Source organism: Peribacillus sp. FW305-BF15, from assembly GCF_058783805.1.
The window spans coordinates 1-18,838 of sequence record NZ_JBYSYV010000043.1 but is presented as its reverse complement, the minus strand read 5'-3'; the positions used below and the strand labels follow the sequence as shown (position 1 = coordinate 18,838).

General features: G+C 41.5%; 14 protein-coding genes and 1 riboswitch. Of the genes, 9 read left to right on the top strand and 5 right to left on the bottom strand.

The genetic code is table 11. The features are described 5' to 3' along the window. The first annotated feature begins 361 nt into the window (after positions 1–361). From AC3WLU_RS25840 to AC3WLU_RS25830, 3 genes are all read left to right on the top strand, one after another. Positions 362–1,138 (top strand): transporter substrate-binding domain-containing protein, encoded by a 777-nt coding sequence (locus tag AC3WLU_RS25840; RefSeq protein ID WP_492598152.1) that lies wholly within the window; start codon positions 362–364, stop codon positions 1,136–1,138. Positions 1,139–1,211: 73 nt separating this feature from the next. Beyond that, complete coding sequence (locus tag AC3WLU_RS25835) at positions 1,212–1,856, top strand: amino acid ABC transporter permease (RefSeq protein WP_034305627.1); 645 nt, start codon at positions 1,212–1,214, stop codon at positions 1,854–1,856. Further along, positions 1,853–2,587, top strand: a complete 735-nt coding sequence (locus AC3WLU_RS25830) for an amino acid ABC transporter ATP-binding protein (RefSeq protein ID WP_492598151.1) — start codon at positions 1,853–1,855, stop codon at positions 2,585–2,587. Before AC3WLU_RS25835 ends, AC3WLU_RS25830 begins: the two co-directional genes overlap by 4 nt. A gap of 227 nt (positions 2,588–2,814) precedes the next feature. Here AC3WLU_RS25830 and AC3WLU_RS25825 read toward each other — a convergent pair whose 3' ends face one another. Next, the gene (locus tag AC3WLU_RS25825) at positions 2,815–5,322 is read right to left on the bottom strand and encodes an NEW3 domain-containing protein (protein WP_492598150.1); all 2,508 of its coding nucleotides are present in this window, start codon (positions 5,320–5,322) and stop codon (positions 2,815–2,817) included. A gap of 245 nt (positions 5,323–5,567) precedes the next feature. Here AC3WLU_RS25825 and AC3WLU_RS25820 point away from each other — a divergent pair, with 245 nt between their 5' ends. Genes AC3WLU_RS25820 through argH form a run of 5 tightly spaced genes read left to right on the top strand, consistent with a single transcriptional unit; the run spans position 5,568 to position 12,186 of the window. After that, positions 5,568–6,794, top strand: coding sequence for an ROK family transcriptional regulator (locus tag AC3WLU_RS25820; RefSeq protein WP_427526184.1), 1,227 nt, complete (start codon positions 5,568–5,570; stop codon positions 6,792–6,794). Then, the gene (locus AC3WLU_RS25815; RefSeq protein ID WP_492598149.1) at positions 6,794–7,873 is read left to right on the top strand and encodes an extracellular solute-binding protein; all 1,080 of its coding nucleotides are present in this window, start codon (positions 6,794–6,796) and stop codon (positions 7,871–7,873) included. Before AC3WLU_RS25820 ends, AC3WLU_RS25815 begins: the two co-directional genes overlap by 1 nt. Positions 7,874–7,888: 15 nt before the next feature. Beyond that, complete coding sequence (locus AC3WLU_RS25810) at positions 7,889–9,001, top strand: ABC transporter ATP-binding protein (RefSeq protein ID WP_057278647.1); 1,113 nt, start codon at positions 7,889–7,891, stop codon at positions 8,999–9,001. After that, complete coding sequence (locus tag AC3WLU_RS25805) at positions 8,998–10,686, top strand: ABC transporter permease (protein WP_492598148.1); 1,689 nt, start codon at positions 8,998–9,000, stop codon at positions 10,684–10,686. Before AC3WLU_RS25810 ends, AC3WLU_RS25805 begins: the two co-directional genes overlap by 4 nt. Positions 10,687–10,701: 15 nt before the next feature. After that, positions 10,702–12,186: an argininosuccinate lyase gene (argH, locus tag AC3WLU_RS25800; RefSeq protein ID WP_268937160.1), complete on the top strand. Its 1,485-nt coding sequence runs from the start codon at positions 10,702–10,704 to the stop codon at positions 12,184–12,186. 831 nt (positions 12,187–13,017) lie between these two features. Here the strand turns inward: argH and AC3WLU_RS25795 are convergent. From AC3WLU_RS25795 to AC3WLU_RS25785, 3 genes are all read right to left on the bottom strand, one after another. Beyond that, positions 13,018–14,496 (bottom strand): sodium:solute symporter family protein, encoded by a 1,479-nt coding sequence (locus AC3WLU_RS25795; protein WP_096338936.1) that lies wholly within the window; start codon positions 14,494–14,496, stop codon positions 13,018–13,020. Beyond that, positions 14,493–14,693, bottom strand: a complete 201-nt coding sequence (locus AC3WLU_RS25790) for a DUF3311 domain-containing protein (RefSeq protein ID WP_048685209.1) — start codon at positions 14,691–14,693, stop codon at positions 14,493–14,495. The genes AC3WLU_RS25795 and AC3WLU_RS25790 overlap by 4 nt, the downstream gene beginning before the upstream one ends. 273 nt (positions 14,694–14,966) lie before the next feature. Further along, entirely contained in the window at positions 14,967–16,310 is a 1,344-nt protein-coding gene (locus tag AC3WLU_RS25785) for an amino acid permease (protein WP_492598147.1), read from the bottom strand. Positions 16,311–16,497: 187 nt separating this feature from the next. Further along, positions 16,498–16,576: riboswitch (glycine riboswitch) on the bottom strand. Between the two features lie 508 nt (positions 16,577–17,084). Here AC3WLU_RS25785 and AC3WLU_RS25780 point away from each other — a divergent pair. Beyond that, positions 17,085–18,473, top strand: coding sequence for an amino acid permease (locus AC3WLU_RS25780; RefSeq protein ID WP_063577410.1), 1,389 nt, complete (start codon positions 17,085–17,087; stop codon positions 18,471–18,473). A gap of 77 nt (positions 18,474–18,550) precedes the next feature. Here the strand turns inward: AC3WLU_RS25780 and AC3WLU_RS25775 are convergent. Continuing rightward, a partial coding sequence (locus AC3WLU_RS25775) for an integrase core domain-containing protein (protein WP_492598146.1) occupies positions 18,551–18,838 on the bottom strand: 288 nt, incomplete at its 5' end.

Below are 18,838 nucleotides of genomic sequence, written 5' to 3'. Positions count from 1 at the left end.
GGTTAGACTCTATTTTTGAGTTTGGATTTTCGTAGTAGATGGTGGCGGCGAGGTTGGCCGCCATAGAAGTTTCTTATCCAACTAATGGGGCATCTCCTATTAGGGATGATTGTGAATACCACCCTCCAATGGTCTTGTTTTACAGGTATTGATGACATGATCGGCTATTTTTATCGAGAAGGATCCCATAGCCTTTTTGTGTTTTCCATCACTGTAACAATATTAGGAAAAACGTCCATAAAAATTATTTAAAGAAAATAATATTTATTCTAAAAATTCATATTATAATACTTTATTCTTATGCTATATTATAGGGAGAATTATTTATTATCACGTATAATTAAGAATTGGAGTGATTTAAATGAAGAAACTTGGTTTATTGAGTATGTTTTTGATTTTAACTATCTTTATCTCGGCTTGTGGAACCAATGAAGGAAAAAATGCAGGTGAGGAAAAGAAACCTGAAAAGGTATATAAAGTTGGTGTGGATACGACTTATCCTCCTTTTGAATTTAAAGAGGGGAACGACTATAAAGGTATCGATATCGAATTGATCAATGCAATCGCGAAAGACCAGGATTTCAAAATCAAATTGTCTCCAATGGATTTCGGTGGAATCATTCCGGCTATGCAAGCCAATCAGCTTGATGTGGCCATTGCAGGAATGAGCATTACAGAGGAAAGAAAAAAGGTAGTGGATTTCTCAACACCGTATTTTGATGCAGGGTTAACAATAGTTGTTAAGAAAGATAATACAAGCACTAAAACCGTTAAGGATCTTAAAGGAAAAACCATAGCAGTGAAAAAAGGAACAACAGGTGCTAAATATGCACAGGATAGTGCTACGAAACTAGGAATCAAAGTTGTTCAATTCAATGATAGTCCAGCGATGTTCCAGGAAGTGGCCAACGGTAATGCGGATGCCCTTATAGAAGATTATCCTGTCATCTCATATGCAATCGCCCAAAAAGATCTTGGGTTGAAAATCGTAGGTGACCGTTTGAATGGTGACCAATATGGAATTGCTGTATTGAAAGGGCAAAACGGGGATTTATTGAAAAAAATAAATGATGGTCTTGCCAATCTTAAAAAAGACGGCACATATGATGAAATTATAAAAACGTATCTTGGTGAATAAGGTTAATAAACAATAGACTAAAGCTCATTAGGCGCGCTTATGGCGCGCTTTCTTTTTCAAAGGGGTGAAAGAAATGGATATAATTGTTGCGGCGTTGCCACTTTTATTAAAAGGACTTCAGGTGACACTTTATATCTTTGTGATTGCCATTATCCTAGGTTTTTTGATTGGTTTACTTGTCGCATTGCTGCGACTTGCCCCCATCAAAATCTTGAATTGGATTGCAAAGGTTTATGTGGATGCAATACGAGGGACACCGTTCATTGTTCAGTTATTTTTTATCTATTTTGGTGTGAATTCATTGAATTTGATTTCTTTGGACAGTACAACAGCTGGAATAATTACCGTTGCAATCAATGCAGGGGCATATTTTGCTGAAATAATAAGGGCGGGGATACAATCAATCGATAAAGGGCAAACGGAGGCGGCAAGATCCATCGGGTTCACTGGAGCTCAAACAATGAGATATGTCGTGCTTCCGCAAGCCTTTAGAAGGATGCTCCCTACCATTACTAATCAATCGATCATCAGCTTGAAGGACACTTCTCTATTATCCGTAATTGGTATAGCCGATTTAACCCAGCAAGGTCAGATTCAAGCTTCGGCAACCTTTGAAGCATTCAAGGTTTGGCTGGCGGTGGGTGTAATTTACTTTATCATCATCTATTTGTTAACCCTAATTGCTAATTTCATAGAAAGGAGGGTACAAGTTCGATGAGCATCATTACAGTAAAGAACCTAAGAAAATCATTTGGAACTGTCGAGGTTTTAAAAGATATAAATGCAGAAGTGCAGGAAAAGGAAGTAATTTGCGTAATAGGCCCTTCTGGATCTGGAAAGAGTACATTCCTGCGTTGCCTGAACCTCCTTGAGGATGTTACCGGCGGCGAGGTGGTCATTAACGGACATGATATTACCGATCCTAAAAAGAAAATCAATATAAACAAAGTCCGGCAAGAAGTTGGAATGGTTTTTCAACATTTCAATCTATTCCCACATAAGACCGTTTTGGAGAACATAACCTTGGGCCCTATTAAAATTCGTGCCACCGATAAAGCGGAAGCAGGAAGATTAGCGCTTGAGTTATTGGATAAGGTTGGTCTAAAGGAAAAAGCAAATAGCTATCCGGGGGAACTTTCCGGCGGACAAAAACAGCGGGTCGCCATCGCAAGGGCATTGGCGATGAATCCGAAGATCATGCTATTTGATGAACCGACTTCTGCCCTTGACCCTGAAATGGTCGGTGATGTTTTGGAGGTAATGAAACAACTTGCTAAAGAAGGAATGACAATGGTCGTCGTTACGCATGAAATGGGCTTTGCCCGGGAAGTCGGGGACCGGGTGATATTCATGGATGGAGGGTATATCGTGGAAGAAAATGAGCCGAATGAATTATTCGGTAACCCTCAGCACGAAAGAACCAAAGCATTCTTGAGCAAAGTGCTTTAACGGGCTGCTTTTAAGATCGTAAATCATGAATGAAGTTGTGCATAAAGTGTGGACAAAGCAATGCGGGAAATGAGGGGAAACCCCAAACGCATGAGCCTTTCCCTCATCTTTGTGCATAACTTTTTTTGTTTTTAGAGCAGGAACCTATCAGTCAGGATTCATATCAGCTTCAATCGGGCAAACGTCACAGAAAAGAAACCTATGCACATGCATAGGTTTCTATTTATTTATTTGGCACCGTAACTAATCAAGTTCGTCATGATTCGATATCCGCCTGGAACCTGGCCTTGAATTTGCCTGTATAGGACAAGGTTGGTATAGAGGTAGGTGCCATTACCGTATTTAGCCATAAGGATACCGCCATCAAATGGTTCTTCATTCGGATCAGCCATGGAAATGAATGTTTCATACCGTTCATCCCATTCCATTGGGAAATACAATCCTCTTTCTTGGACCCAATTGCTCCAGTCATCACTTGTTATTTTATTTGGATAGGTAAAAAGCGCCGATTCTGGTTTCGACACGTTTACTGTGGCTCTTTCATTGGTTACCCGCCAGCGAATCGAAGGATTCCCGAGGGTAAGAGGATATGGAGCCGTCTTCAATGCATCCCATCCATCACCCGGTTTATGGTATTGCACGACGAGATGTCCGCCGTTTTCCACATACTCAAGTAAGCGCGCGTTATATGCCTTTAAATCTTCCCTCGATAGATAGGCACGGATGCCTGTAACGATCGTGTCATATTGACTTAAATCACCTTCAGCTAAATCAGCTGCAGTTAACTTTGTAATGTTCAGCCCTGCATTGCTTAAATAATCTGCCACTTTATCGAATCCGCTTTCAATGTACCCCACTTTTAATGAAGCTGGCTTCAAAAGCTCAAATGCAACGGTATTGATAGCTGCTGGGTATTGGTAATAGAATGTTCCGATATGGTCATAGGAAATCTCCTGAATGGTCGAATCAAAGGTTTTCCCATTGACAGTGGCAGCAGCCTTCACCTGATATTCGCCTTTTTGGATGGCCTTTGGCGGTCTGAGGGTGAACTTCACTTGTTTTTCTTCTGATTTTTCATTAAATGATACAGTGGCATTTTGGGGATGAACTCCCCAATTTTCAGGGACTTTTAAAGCGACCTTTGCTGATGCTTTTCCTTCTGTATAGTTTTTCAAGGTCACCGCCACTGGGATTTCCTCTTTTACATCTGCTGTATTTACGACGATATCTTCAGGAGATAAGGTAAGGGCAACGTCGGGAAGGACGGCGATCGTTCCATCCAATTCTTCCTTGATGGAAGTTTTTGTGCTCCCGTATTTATAAGAAATGCTGGTCGTAATGGTTGATTCATCATAGGCATGGTAATAAGCTGCATCTTCAGGGACTTCAACCAGGTAGGTCATTGTCGCAGATTTATTAGGTGCCAGATTGACATCTTTTGATTTTATTTTTGTCTTCCATCCTTTAGGCACGTTCAATGCAGCAGCGACTTTTTTCAATGTTTGTTTCCCGTTATTCTTCATGGTTATGGTTACGTACGTATTTTGACCTTTAGTAAGAATCTTTGAAGCTGCTTCAGCTTGAACCTCGAGCCCTGAGGAGACATAACTGACGTTTTGCAATTGCTCTTCTTTTAATGAGAGCTTATGAAGCAAGTCGTTTTTGATGGCAGGGCTTAGCTTTGCCTTTTTGACTTGCACAGTCATTGAACGAACATTGGAAAGAGCTTTTTGGGATGTTGAAAAAACACGTTTAGCATGGGGATAAGACTCAATAACAGCGTCCAGATTCCGTTGCAGGTACCTAAATTCACCTTTTAATTTTGAAGCTGAGCGGGGGAGTTTTTCAGCCCATTCAGTAAAATTGTAAGGTACACCTGCAAAAAGGTCCGACTCGCTTTTTGTATCAACCGCGCTTTGCTTCAAATCCAAATGGATCTGGCGTGGTGCTGCAGGGATATCAGAACCCATGCCTTGACTTTTGTGCAGATAGCGGGATTGTTCTCCAAGCTGTGGGTAAGTCATTTTGTATATTGGGTCATATTTACCGATTTCTATCGAAGTGGTTGCTTGATCTGCCGAGGAAACGGGCAAATATAACTTTTTCACTTGCCATACCGATAGACCTTGTTCCAATTGTTGTGGAAACACAGTTGGGTCGGCGGCATCCGTAAAGGCACGTTCACTTAGGATTGTCATTGTTCGATGATGTCCATGCTGGGTATCATCATTTTGAAAGGATGGCATCAATATATCTGGCTGATACGTCCGAATAAAGCGGATAAGCCGTTCATATGTGAGTTCCTCGCCCCATTTTTGTAATGTTTCCTCTGGTGTTTTAGAGAAACCGAAATCATAAATGGGGTCAGAGGTGGTTTCGCTTAGATGATAGGCTTTAACCCCGGTGATTTTTGCAGCTTCTATCATTTCCCTAGAACGGATGATTCCAAGAGCGTTGTCCAGTTCATCCCCAATTTCATTTTGTCCTCCCTCACCACGGTTTGCAATCAGGCTGGATGTTTTCACCCCTAACCCTCTCGATAGATAAGCGAGAAAGTCACTGCGTTCATCATCGGGATGGGCACCGCTGTTCAAGAATGTCACAGTCGTTTCGAGCGGCTTGACCGCATTCCATAATTCGACGTTGGTATCATCAGGATTTGCAGCGCTGCCTCCAAGCGGCAATGATGCAAGAACCAACAAAAGGGAAAACAACGATAACAAAGCTTTTTTCATTCTTCTTTTAACCCCCTTCAACTTTTATAAAAAAAATGTAGGTTAGTAATGTTTTCTAACTAACCAGATAAAAAACCTATCTAATAAATAGCACCAATGGTTATAAATGTAAATAATTCGAAGTAACTATTGAAAGTTGAACATTTTAAATGTTCTGAAAAAAACTTGTGCGTTGAAATTATTTAAGTTATATTTTTACTTAATTAGGAAGATTTACTAACTAAATAATGTAAGGCCGTGATGTGATGAGTTTTAAAAGGACACCCAGTCATCAAAAATATGTAAATAAAAAAAGGATCATTCAATGCATCCAAGAATGTTCACCCATTTCAAGAGCTGAAATCGCCGTTAAGCTTCAGCTAAGTAAACCAACTGTTTCACAGGCTGTGGATGAACTTATACAGGAGAAATGGGTATTCGAGAAAGGAATAGGAGTATCCTCATCTCAAGGCGGGAGGAGGCCCATCCAGCTCTTTTTTAATGAAAAGGCTGCCTATATCATCGGTGTCGATATAGGCGGGACGAAAGTGAAAATCGTTTTAAGCGATTTAAGCGGCAACATCCTTGCTGACACTAGTTTTTCAACAAACACTTATTTAAATTCAGGTCTGCTTAAGCAAATGGCGATTGAAACGGAGCGGTTAATTGCAAAGAATCAGATTGTGAAGGAAAGGATATTGGGGATGGGAGTCGGGATCCCTGGCATTACGCAAACGGCAAGCGGATTAGTAATAGAGGCACCGAGTTTAGGCTGGGTACAATATCCATTTATAGCAGAAGCGAAGCGTTATTTTGATTTCCCCATCTTTCTGGACAATGATGTAAACGCGGCTGCACTAGGTGAACAGTGGCTGGGTAATGCACAAAATAAGCGGAATTTACTGTTCATTGCGGTTGGCACGGGAATCGGAAGCGGCATCATCTTGAATAACCAGTTATACAGAGGAGCTTCCAGTGCCGCTGGGGAAATGGGATATATGGTGACGGACAAAGAGGATATAAAACGTGAATTCAAGCCGATTTTCCATAGATACGGCTATTTGGAAAGTGTCGCAGGAGGCAAGTCGATTGGCGGTCACTTCACCAGGGAGGTCCTCAAGGATCCTCACCATTTTTTATTCGAACGGGCCAAATCTTCCGAACTATCGGGGGAGGATGCTTTTTTGGCAGCAAAAAAAGGAGATACTGCAGCTATGGCCATCATAAATGAAGCCATCGAACATTTAGCCTGCGGAATTGTCAATGCGGCTAGTTTGCTAAATCCGGAAGTGATCATTTTAGGAGGTGGTGTATTAAATTCTGCTGAATACATTTTACCTAGAATTCGGGAGGTCGTTGATCGATATCTTCCAAGTTTAGTAGAAATGAAAACTTCACAACTGGGAGAAGACGCAGGGGTGCTTGGAGCGGTTTCCCTATTTTTAAGGGAACATGATGGCATTTTGAATTTTCGCGATGAGGGGGAATATTAATGAAAAATAGGAAAAGGTCGCTTGTTTCAGTACTGACCTTATCGGCAGCACTATTAATTTCGGGATGTAACGGTACAGATACGAAAACGAATTCGGATGCTGGCGAAAAGGGTGAGCTCGAAGATAAAATCGTTGTTTATTCACCGCATGGCAAAGATATTTTATCAAAATTCGAAAAGCAGTTCGAAGATAAGTATGGTATTGATGTTGAGTGGCTTGATATGGGGTCTCAAGAAATCCTTGACCGTGTTCGTTCAGAGAAAAGTAATCCGCAGGCAGACGTTTGGTGGGGTGCACCTTCCACGAACTTCAATCAAGCAAAGGATGATGGGCTGCTGGCCGCTTATAAGCCTAGCTATTCCGATAGTCTCGATGAAGGATTCCGCGATCCGGAATGGTATTGGACAGGAACGAGCCAGACACCGGAAGTCATCATGTATAACAGCAAAGAATTATCAAAAGACGAGGTACCGAAAGATTGGGATGAGCTGCTTGATCCGAAATGGAAAGACGAAATCATCATCCGCTATCCGTTAGCCTCCGGAACGATGAGGACAATTTTTTCTGCGATGATCTATCGTACGTATAAGGATACAAATGATCCGAAAGAAGGGTATGACTGGTTAAAGAAGCTCGACCAAAACACGAAGGAATATTCAGCGAATCCGGAAATGATGTATAACAAGGTAGCCAAAGGAGAGGGCTCACTTTCCGTTTGGGCAATGCCAGATGTCGTCATGCTGAAAGAAAATAAAAATTATCCATTTGAGTTCGTCATTCCAGAAAGCGGAACGCCAGTATTGACAGAAGGTATCGCCATCGTTGAAGGTGCCAAGCATCCAAAAGCGGCTGAAGCCTTTTATGAGTTCGTGAATTCACAAGAAGCCGCAAAAACATTAGCAGAAGAATTTTACAGGATTCCGACCAGAAGTGATGTGAAGGGTTTACCTGAATGGATCACGGAAACGGAAATTAAAGCGATGGATATTGATTGGAATGCATTCCAGGAAAAAGGTGACGAGTGGATGAAATACTGGGACGAAAATATTAAAAGCGGAGATAAAGAAATTAAAGAATAAGGAAGTGTCGTTTGGATGGCGTCAATAAAAATAGAGAATGTCCAAAAAGCCTTCGGGAAAACGATAGCTGTTGACCAGTTAAATCTGGACATCAAAGAAGGTGAGTTTTTTACCTTTCTTGGTCCAAGCGGCTGCGGTAAAACGACAACACTTCGGATGATTGCCGGTTTTTATTATCCAACTAAAGGTGTCGTCCGATTTGGCGACAAAGATATGACGCGTGTACCTCCGGAGAAAAGAAATACAGGCATGGTTTTTCAAAACTATGCCCTCTTTCCCCATATGACTGTTTTTGAAAATGTAGCGTTTGGCTTGCGTGTGAGAAAGGTTTCTTCTGCTGACTTAAAGAAGAGAGTGCTGGATGCCCTCCAAAAGGTCAGGCTGGAGAGCTACTCGGATCGTCAAGTGAGCCAGTTAAGCGGAGGGCAGCAGCAGCGGGTGGCCCTTGCGAGAGCACTGGTCATTGAACCGGAAATATTACTGCTGGATGAACCATTAAGTAATCTGGATGCCAAGCTTCGTGATGAAATGAGAGTGGAAATCTTAAGGCTGCAGCGTGATTATAAGATTACCACCATTTATGTCACTCATGATCAGGCTGAGGCATTATCCATGAGTGATCGAATCGCTGTGTTCAATTATGGTGTATGTCACCAGGTCGGGACGCCAACAGAAATTTATAATCGGCCGGCCAATGATTTTGTGGCGAGTTTTATAGGCGAGATTAATCTTTTGCCCGTTCAAGTTGAAAAAGTTCAACAAGATAATATAGAGATTGTCCTTAAGACTAGTGAAAAACCGATAAAATTGAAGGTGGAAAATCAAGCTAGGGACGGAATTTCAATCATACAGAGTGATGCTGACCTTGCTGTTTCGATTCGTCCTGAAGCAATCAGGATTCTGGATGTGACCGAAGAAGGAACGAATATCTTTAAAGGTAAAATAAATTCCGTCCAATTCTTTGGATCTGTTGTGAATGTCATGGTGGATGTTCAAGACGTGTTACTAAGGGTCGACGTATTTAACACCCATGATTTTGGATACTTTTATCAAGGAAAGGAAGTGTATGTCCAGCTTCCCGAGAAACAGCTGCGTCTTATCCCTGTCATAAGCGGTGATGCGCCATGATTAAAAATCGTGATACGAGATTGACGGTTTGGCTCCTTATACCAGTTGTATTGGTGCTCATAGCATATGTACTCTACCCGTCATTGAGGACCTTTATTGAAAGTCTGCAAAAAGACGGAACGATATCCCTTGGAAATTATCAGGACTTCTTCGAACAGGAATCGAAAACGAACTTAGAGGCTCTTTGGAATTCTGTTTATATATCCTTTTTGAGTGTATTGGTCAGTGCCTTGATTGGCATTCCGCTCGCATTCATTTTTAACCGTTACGATTTTCCCGGCAGAAGCTTCTTTTCATCAGCAGCGATTTTGCCGATTGTCCTTCCATCATTGGTAGGGGTAATGGCCTTTATGTTTTTATATGGAGAATCGGGATTGATTCCAAATGCCATCAAGGACCTGTTCGGTCTCGATAAGGTTCCATTCAAGATTGGCGGGGTACCGGGAATTCTTATCGTGCATGCCTATACGATGTATGTTTATTTTTATATGACCGTATCCGCTGCAATCAATAAAATAGATCCATCACTTGAAGAAGCCGCTTATAACTTAGGAGCAAATAAATTAAAGGTTTTTTGGAAGGTGACATTTCCATTATTGACACCTGCAATCGTTGCCGCCTCTTTACTTGTTTTCATGATATCGATGGCTTCTTTCAGTGCTCCGTTTTTATTAGCTGGCGGATACAGGGTGTTAAGCCTGCAAATTTATTTTTCAAAAATCAATGGTGATATGGAAATTGCCGCTACCCAATCGGTCATTCTATCCATCGTTTCGATTTCATTTCTATTATTCATGCGTTGGTATCAGAATAGGAAGGATTATCGAATGGCCTCGAAAGGGATTGGGGCACACAGGAGTGAAGTGAAGAACCCGGTTATGAAATGGGTGATGGTCGTAACGGGGGTCATCGGCGTAATTATTCTGCTTTTACCGCACTTTACGATTCTTTTACTTTCACTTGTGCCGGATGGAACCTGGACATTTCAAACGTATCCCACAGTATTTAATGTTGAAAATTACAGGCTTTTGTTTGAAGACCCTAATATCTTCAAGCCGTTACGAAATAGTTTACTGATGGCGTTTATTGCAACGTTGGCAAATCTGGTGTTTGGCGTCATTGCGTCCTATGTACTTGTCAAACGGAAATTCGTCGGGAAAAGCTTTGTCGATATTCTAGTCATGATTCCTTGGGCGTTGCCTGCAACGGTCATAGGGATGAACTTGATATTCGCATTCAATGAACCTACCGTTTTTTCTTTCGGTCAAATCTTGGTAGGCACATTTTGGATTTTGCCGCTTGCTTATTTCATCAGGCATATTCCACTCGTTGTCCGGTCGACTAATGCCGTTCTGGAGCAGCTGGATGATTCGATTGAGGAAGCAGCCAGAAACTTGGGGGCTAAGTGGTTTTATACCTTCAGAAGGGTAATATTTCCGATTATTATGCCTGGTGTTTTATCAGGGACATTATTGGCATTTATCGAATCTGTGGGGGAATTCCCGACCTCGGTCCTGTTGTACACGATTTCAAACAGGCCCATATCCATTGAAATCATGAATCAGCTTCGGATGTTCAATATGGGGCAGGCCGCTGCCTATGGGATGATTCAAATCACGCTGATTGTAATCATTCTCTTTATTTCGAACAAGTTTTTTGGAATCAAAGCGGAAAAAGCTTTATAAATCGGAGGTTCAAAGATGAGCAGGCTTGAACAATTTATCAAAAATGAAGGTAGTGTCTTTCCCGGAAAAACCTATGTTAGAGAGCTTCTGATGCCTGTTTTTAATGATCAAAGAGATTACTTATTTGATGCAATGTTCGATATTCATCGGGCACATGTCATCATGCTTTCGGAACAAAAGATCATTAAAGATGAAGAGGCGAAAACCATGCTTGATGGGATTCGGAAAGTGGCCCAAACAGATCTCGCTCAGTTGACCTATCAGCCCCAATTCGAAGACTTATTCTTCATGATGGAGGCAAAGATCGGTGAGGAAATCGGCCATGAACTTGCAGGGAAGATTCATATCGGCCGCAGTCGTAATGATATGGGGGTTGCGATGTACCGGCTTGTTTTGAGAGGTCATCTGCTCCAATTGGTTGGCTATGCAAACCAATTGAGTGAAGCATTCTTGGTGCAGGCTGAAAAACATACAGAAACCTATATTACAGGTTACACACATACCCAACCGGCTCAGCCGACTACAATAGGACATTACTTTTTAGCCATTTATGATGTGCTTCAAAGGGATATTGGCCGGTTATGGGCAGCCTATGAAACGGTTAACCAATCCCCTTTGGGTGCAGCCGCGTTAACGACCACCGGTTTTCCGATCAGTCGGAACCGTACGGCTGAACTGCTTGGGTTTGATTCGGTGATTGAAAATTCCTATGACTCAATTGGCGGGGCAGATTATTTATTGGAAACCGCAACTGCCATCATGACTTGCATGGTCAATACCGGAAGGTGGATCCAAGATTTCCTGCAGCATGTGACAAGGGAGTTTGGTACATTTCACGTGGCGGACCCTTATGTTCAAGTGAGCAGCATCATGCCGCAAAAAAGGAATCCTGTCTCCATTGAACATTCCCGTTCGATTGCAAGCAGTGCGTATGGTGATGCACTTGCTGCAATGAATATGATTCACAATACACCATTTGGTGATATAGTCGATACGGAAGATGATTTACAGCCACATTTATATCGGGCTTTTTCGAATGCAGGCCGTGTCATGAAACTAATGTATGCCGTCATGTCGACTTTGAAAGTAAATGAAGAACATACAAAGAAAATGGCCGCAAAATCCAGTATAACGATTACTGAATTAGCGGATACCCTTTCAAGAGATTACGACATATCCTTTAGAAAAGCCCATTCCATAGCAAGTACAATTGCAAAAAAGTCGATTAGTGAAGGGAAAGAGCTATATGATTGGGACACACAAGAAATCAATAAGATCATCAATGAATTCGTATCAGTGAACATAGCAGAAGATGAATGGAAAAAAATAATCTCTCCCGAATATTTTGTGGAAATCAGAAGCATTCAAGGCGGGCCCTCCCCGAAAGAGGTTACGAGAATGATTTTAAATAGAAAACAAAAACTGGAACAAGAGTTGCAGAAATATAAGAAAGTGATCAAAGAATTGAATGATGGCAGGAAGGCTTTAGTGGATTACTGAAATGAGCTTTAACGGGCATGAAAGTCACGAGTATTTGCTTCATGGACACGAGTAAAAGCATGAAATTCCCGAGTATTTGCTTCAAACTCACGAGTAAAAGCATGAAGTTCCCGAGTATTTGCTCCAAACTCACGAGTAAAAGCATGAAAGTCACGAGTATTTGCTCCAAACTCACGAGTAAAGCATGAAATTCCCGAGTATTTGCTCCAAGCTCACGAGTAAAAGCATGAAATTCCCGAGTAATTGCTCCAAACTCACGAATAAAAGCCCGAACCTTCTGAAGAGAGTATTTTTTGTTGGCTCGGAAGCAATACGATGCATTTTACTAAGAAAGCTTCATATTTTATGATACATAGTCATTCTTTATCAGGGTGGCTATTTATTTTGGATTTTTAATGCAACTGAATCATCCCCAGTGACCATGAATGTAGATTATCCCTAAAAATAATGCTATTATTTGGAAAAAATATAATGTGAGGCGGAATGTTAATGTCAAATAGATCTCAGTTCGGTGTTATCCTGATTTTAATAGCTTTCGTAATATCGATTACTTTTTGTTTGAATCCGGAAGTCTTATTAAGAGGTGGATATGATTTAGCTATGGATGGCCTGGTAGTATCCAGAACCTTGATGATTATTTTTTCGTTGTATTTATTAGTTAAAATAGGGGATTTGTTTATAAACAGAAAAGATTAATAGTCTAAAATGAGGTTTCCCATCAACAATATTGAGATAAAGGACATCATGCTTGGAAGCCGAGAATAAGGAAGGCTCAGTCTTTTGACTGAGCCTCCAATGTTTATTGATCCATAACCAGTTTCAAAATTTGCTTCATATATCGTTAACGGATTTAGGTTCCAACTGAACCGCGTGCTTTCTGAAAGCAATACTCACCGTGATCATCACAATGAAATTGACTGCCAATGCAATGATTCCCACATTCAAATCTTTTGCTGCTTGCGGCAAGGATGGAAACAAGGTCCCTATAGTCGATTGACTGAGTGTAATGCAGATTACGATGGCCAATCCGGTAATGATGCCGGCGATTGCGCCAAATTTATTGATCGGATTATTCCTTTTCAGACTAAAGAGAAGGGATGGGAAGAGCTGTGTGATGAGACTGTATCCCATAAGAATTAATGCCGACATCGTTTCGCCGCCGTTTAAGGTGAAGTAGACGGCTATAAGGGCAATGATTGGCACAAGGAACTTTGCCAATCGTACAATATGGCGATCGGATACGTCAGGTGCAAATTCCTTATAAACGTTTTTCGCGAGCAGTGTAGCGACGCTCATCAAAAGCATGGATCCCGGCACCAATGCGGTCAACAATCCAGCGCCGCCGATTATGCCTATAAACCATGGATCAAAGGTCTCAATCGAAAGGCGCAGCAATGAGAGGTCCGCATCTGCACCAACGAGTCCGGGCACTTTCAATATAGCTGTAAACCCAACGAAAAAGACGAATAACAGCATGAGTGTATATAAAGGACTGATGATGGCGTTCTTTCGAAATACCTTGCCGCTGCGTGCTGAATAAACAGCGCTGAAAACTTGCGGCCACATATAGAAACCGAATACGAGCAATATTACCGTGGAGATGAACCATGATACGCTAAGCCCCTGATCAGGGAACTTTAGAAAACCAGGCTTGGCGGCATCAACCGCTTCAAACATCGGCTGAAATCCCCCAAAGTAATGTATCGGCAGATAAATCCCCAAAAATCCTATTATGGCGACCATCATGATATCTTTAATGACCGCGGTCCAAACTGATCCGTGTATACCGGAGATCATCACATAAATGGTAAGGCTGATCGCCCCCATCCAAACTGCCTCAGACATTGAGATGGCACCATAAGATGCTTCTGAGACAATGATCCCCAATCCTTTTAGCTGCACGACGATCACTGGGATCATCGACACCACACCGACAAGTGCAGCCAAAATTCCTAAACTGGGACTCTTATATTTGCTTACAAAGAAATCGGATTGAGACATCAGTTTATTTTCTTTGGCATATCTCCATATTTCCGGCAGGAGCCAATAGGATAATACGTAAGACAAAGTAATGTAAATTAGAACATATAGAGCGGGTGCGCCCTTGCCATAAGCCCAGCCGCTGCCGCCAAGGAAGGAGAAGGTCGTATAGATTTCCCCGGCCATCAGCAGAAAGACGAATATCGCACCAAAACCGCGTCCGCCCACCGTCCATTGTTCCAAGTCCATATCTTTTCCTTTTGAAGAGCGTATTCCTAAAAATATCGATAGAAGTAAAAATGCTAAAATGATTAAGAGAGCAATATTCATTCCTGGTCACCTTCCCGATTCCTGGGATCCAGCTTATACATGATGCCGAGTATGGCAGAGGTAAGGACCACCCACATAGCCATCCAGAACATATTGAAAGGCATCCCTAATACATATGGTTCTATTTTATTAACAAAAGGTAGAAATCCCAGTATGCCTATAAAAGGAACTAGTGTAAGAATATATATAATCTTCATTAAACAACCCCCTCCGTTTTAAATAAGGTGAAACGCCCACCAATGGGGGTTCATTCTTCAATGCCACTGATGGATGGGTGAACCAAACCGGATGGAAAATTCATACATGACGGAAAAGGTCCGATAATATATATTAGCTTACACTATTTTGATATAAAATTTAATGCAGTTGCCTGATATATTTTAGCAAAAGTGTGCAGAAAGCCGAAGGCCTAATATGTTCATATGCAGATAAAGCCTTGAATTCATATTGAGTTCAAGGCTTTATTTCCTTTAGCTATCTTTTTTTCGATAATTATATAGTATCACCAAGAGGATGAACCAGATTGGGGTCAAGAGCAGTGATAGCCGTGTAGCTTCAGCGAATAGCATAACAATAAGGATGAACAGGAATAAGCCTAAAATGACGTAATTGACAAAAGGTGTAAAAGGAGCCTTGAAAGTCGATTTGGCTCTTAGGTCAGGCCTTGTTTTCGAATATTTGATATGGGAGATCAAGATAATGCTCCATACCCATATGAAACAGATGGCACTGATGGTAGTGACGACAGTAAATGCCTGTTCCGGTATCAGCTTGCTTAATAATGCCCCTATTGATACAACGATTGTTGATGTGAATAAGGCATTGCTCGGAACAGCCTGTTTATTTAATTTTTCCAGCTTAGCTGGGGCTTCACCATTCCTGCTTAACGTATAAAGTATTCGGCTCGTTGAAAATAAACCGCTGTTGCATGCAGAAGCAGCGGATGTCAAAACGACGAAGTTGATGATCCCTGCAGCGACTGGAATGCCGATTAACGCAAAGACCTCTACAAATGGACTGCTTGTGGCATCCAGTTGTGTCCATGGGTTGACGCAGAGAATGACGAATAGTGCACCAACGTAGAAAAGCAAAATCCGGACAGGGATTTTATTGATGGCAGATGGAATGTTCTTTCGCGGGTTCGCCGTTTCTGCTGCAGAAACCCCGACCAATTCGACACCGACAAATGAGAAGACGACCAACTGTAAAGATAACAGGAATCCGGAAATGCCATTGGGGAACATGCCGCCATGATTCCAAAGGTTCGTTAGGGAAACCGTTCCGGTATTGGTATTGAAGCCGAGGATCAGAAGGAAAATTCCTACGATGATCAAGGCGATGATCGTGATTACTTTAATGATGGCAAACCAGAATTCCAATTCGCCAAAGATCTTAACGGTCAATAGGTTCAATCCTAACAGAATGACCAGACAAAGCAGAGCCGGAATCCATTGAGGGACATCAAACCAATATTGCATATAAACACCGACAGCTATGATATCGGCCATTGCGGTCATGATCCAACAAAACCAATATGTCCAACCGGTCACGAAGCCGGCCCATGGACCGACATATTCAGTTGCGAATTCAGTGAATGATGTGTACCCTGCATTGGATAAAAGCAATTCCCCCAGGGCCCTCATCACAAAAAACAAGGCAATCCCTATTATCATATAAGAGAATAATATGGAAGGACCTGCTAATTGTATGGCTTTTCCGGAACCTAAAAATAAACCGGTGCCAATGGTTCCTCCTATTGCAATCAGTTGTACATGTCGATTTTTTAAATCTCTTTTTAATTCTTGTTTAGCCAATTCGTACGCCCCCGTTTTTATAGTCTGGTAGTGAATGTTTACCTGCATGGTCTTGGAGAGAGGGACGTGATTGTCGTCCAGCTTGCCTTTCCCATTTGTTGTTTTAGTCCAATCACAATATGGACAATAAAAAAAGAGATTGGATAATACCAATCTCTTAAAGGGCTCAGAATAACAATATATCATTCGTTACTCTTCTGTCCTTTTGCCTGAGATTGTGAATCCTTCGGCGCTGCATCTTGTACAGTCTCTCCAGAAGCTGCTCCTGCTATAGTGTCATCCATAGCATTCATCGCTTGCTTGTATGCGGTTGTGAAGAAATGTCAGTCAGTGATGATTTTCCACTGCTTGATCATTTCATTATGCTTATAAAATAATATTGGAATTCTATCATCTATTTTTCGGTAGGTCAACAATTTTTTTTGAAATGAAACAGGCATTTTCTGTAGTTTAATAGTGGTCTGTATTAAACTTAAGGTCTAAGCAGAAGTGATTGTTTTCTACTCATTATGAACGATCACTATAATAAAATACTGAGCATCATTTTTTTAAAATGATATTTTTAGATTAGAAAAATCAACAAGATATTATTGGCAACTGTTTATTTCAAAAATACAATTGTATTTTTACAGAATATTTACTATTATAAGATAAGAAAACATAAATGAAGTGTTATTGGTATTTTTTCGATAGAGCATTTCTAACTGCAATAATCAATAAGTTCATGGTAAGGATAGAAAAGCATTACCGATATTGCATCTGGAGGAGTTAATCATGTCGAACAAGGAATTAAAGAGAGGGCTGGAAGCACGTCACATTCAAATGATTGCTTTGGGCGGAACCATCGGAGTCGGGTTATTCATGGGATCTGCGAGCACGATCAAATGGACCGGGCCCTCTGTAATGCTTGCTTATGCCATTGCAGGTATTTTTATATTTTTCATCATGCGTTCCATGGGTGAGATGCTTTATTTAGAACCGACTACAGGTTCTTTTGCAACCTTTGCGAGCAGCTATATACATCCTTTGGCAGGTTATATGACTGCTTGGAGCAATTGGTTTCAATGGGTAATCGTCGGAATGTCCGAAATCATTGCGGTTGGCTTGTATATGCAATATTGGTTCCCGGAGTTACCGGCCTGGATACCAGGTGTGGTCGCCATGATCATCTTGGGAGCGGCCAACCTCATTTCCGTTAAATCCTTCGGGGAATTTGAATTCTGGTTTGCACTTATAAAAATCATAACGATTATATTGATGATCGTTGCCGGCCTGGGCCTTATCTTCTTTGGAATAGGGAATGGCGGGGATGCGATTGGATTATCGAATCTTTGGGAAAATGGCGGCTTCTTTACGGGAGGCTGGACAGGATTCTTCTTTGCGCTTTCACTTGTCGTGGCTTCCTATCAAGGCGTTGAGCTTATCGGCATCACAGCAGGGGAAGCGAAAGACCCAACGAAGACCGTAACAAAAGCGATTCAATCAATTATATGGCGCATTTTAATTTTCTACATTGGTGCCATATTCGTCATCGTGACAGTATTCCCTTGGGATCAACTGGATGACTTAGGCAGTCCGTTTGTTTCGACCTTTGCCAAAATAGGTATCACTGCAGCGGCAGGCATCATTAATTTTGTGGTCATCACTGCGGCGATGTCTGGATGCAACAGTGGGATTTTCAGTGCAGGTCGTATGCTTTACACACTGGCATTGAATGGCCAAGCTCCGAAAGTCTTTGCTAAAGTATCTAAAAATGGAGTTCCGGCATATTGCACGATCGCTGTACTATTAGGGTTGGGCATCGGGGTTATCCTGAATTACCTTGCACCGCCGCAAGTATTCCTTTATGTGTACAGTGCGAGTGTTTTGCCTGGGATGATTCCATGGTTTGTCTTACTTATCAGTGAGCTTAAGTTCAGAAAGGTAAATGCCGCTGAAATGGAGAAACATCCGTTCAAAATGCCGTTGGCCCCTTACAGTAACTATGCGACAATAGCCTTTTTACTGATGGTGCTGGTAGGTATGTGGATCAATCCTAGTACAAGGATTTCCTTGGTTGTCGGGATCGTTTTCCTAGCCTTGGTAATAGCAAGTTATTACATGCTGAAAATGGATAAACGAACACCATTGGATGTTAAATCCGATGATGAGATTTCAGGATAAGAAATTCTAGTAAAAAGCCCTTCTCTAATTTGAACTGTGCCCTTCAAAATGGACAGTCTTAAAAAAAGACCTATAAATTAAGCAGCTAATAGTTGACTCCCGTATTGTGCGGGAGTCATTCTATTTAGGCTCCATTGGTAACGATTTGTATTGTAATCTTCCATATATTCTTCAATTAATTGGTGTAACTCATCAAAAGTTTGACACTCCAAATAATCCACTTCATCTTTAAAATGGCCAAAGAATGATTCCATAGGGGCATTGTCCCAACAGTTTCCCTTTCGGGATATGGATTGTTTCAGCCCTAGTTCTTTCACTCGGCGCTGGAACTCAGGGTGTGTATAATGAACGCCTTGGTCTGAATG

Bases quoted from the DNA above. Each gene is read 5' to 3' on its own strand.
- AC3WLU_RS25820 (WP_427526184.1), top strand. From the start codon at position 5,568: ATGAGTTTTAAAAGGACACCCAGTCATCAAAAATATGTAAATAAAAAA.
- AC3WLU_RS25805 (WP_492598148.1), top strand. From the start codon at position 8,998: ATGATTAAAAATCGTGATACGAGATTGACGGTTTGGCTCCTTATACCA.
- AC3WLU_RS25780 (WP_063577410.1), top strand. From the start codon at position 17,085: ATGTCGAACAAGGAATTAAAGAGAGGGCTGGAAGCACGTCACATTCAA.
- AC3WLU_RS25815 (WP_492598149.1), top strand. From the start codon at position 6,794: ATGAAAAATAGGAAAAGGTCGCTTGTTTCAGTACTGACCTTATCGGCA.
- AC3WLU_RS25825 (WP_492598150.1), bottom strand. From the start codon at position 5,322: ATGAAAAAAGCTTTGTTATCGTTGTTTTCCCTTTTGTTGGTTCTTGCA.
- AC3WLU_RS25810 (WP_057278647.1), top strand. From the start codon at position 7,889: ATGGCGTCAATAAAAATAGAGAATGTCCAAAAAGCCTTCGGGAAAACG.
- AC3WLU_RS25795 (WP_096338936.1), bottom strand. From the start codon at position 14,496: ATGAATATTGCTCTCTTAATCATTTTAGCATTTTTACTTCTATCGATA.
- AC3WLU_RS25835 (WP_034305627.1), top strand. From the start codon at position 1,212: ATGGATATAATTGTTGCGGCGTTGCCACTTTTATTAAAAGGACTTCAG.
- AC3WLU_RS25830 (WP_492598151.1), top strand. From the start codon at position 1,853: ATGAGCATCATTACAGTAAAGAACCTAAGAAAATCATTTGGAACTGTC.
- AC3WLU_RS25790 (WP_048685209.1), bottom strand. From the start codon at position 14,693: ATGAAGATTATATATATTCTTACACTAGTTCCTTTTATAGGCATACTG.
- argH (WP_268937160.1), top strand. From the start codon at position 10,702: ATGAGCAGGCTTGAACAATTTATCAAAAATGAAGGTAGTGTCTTTCCC.
- AC3WLU_RS25840 (WP_492598152.1), top strand. From the start codon at position 362: ATGAAGAAACTTGGTTTATTGAGTATGTTTTTGATTTTAACTATCTTT.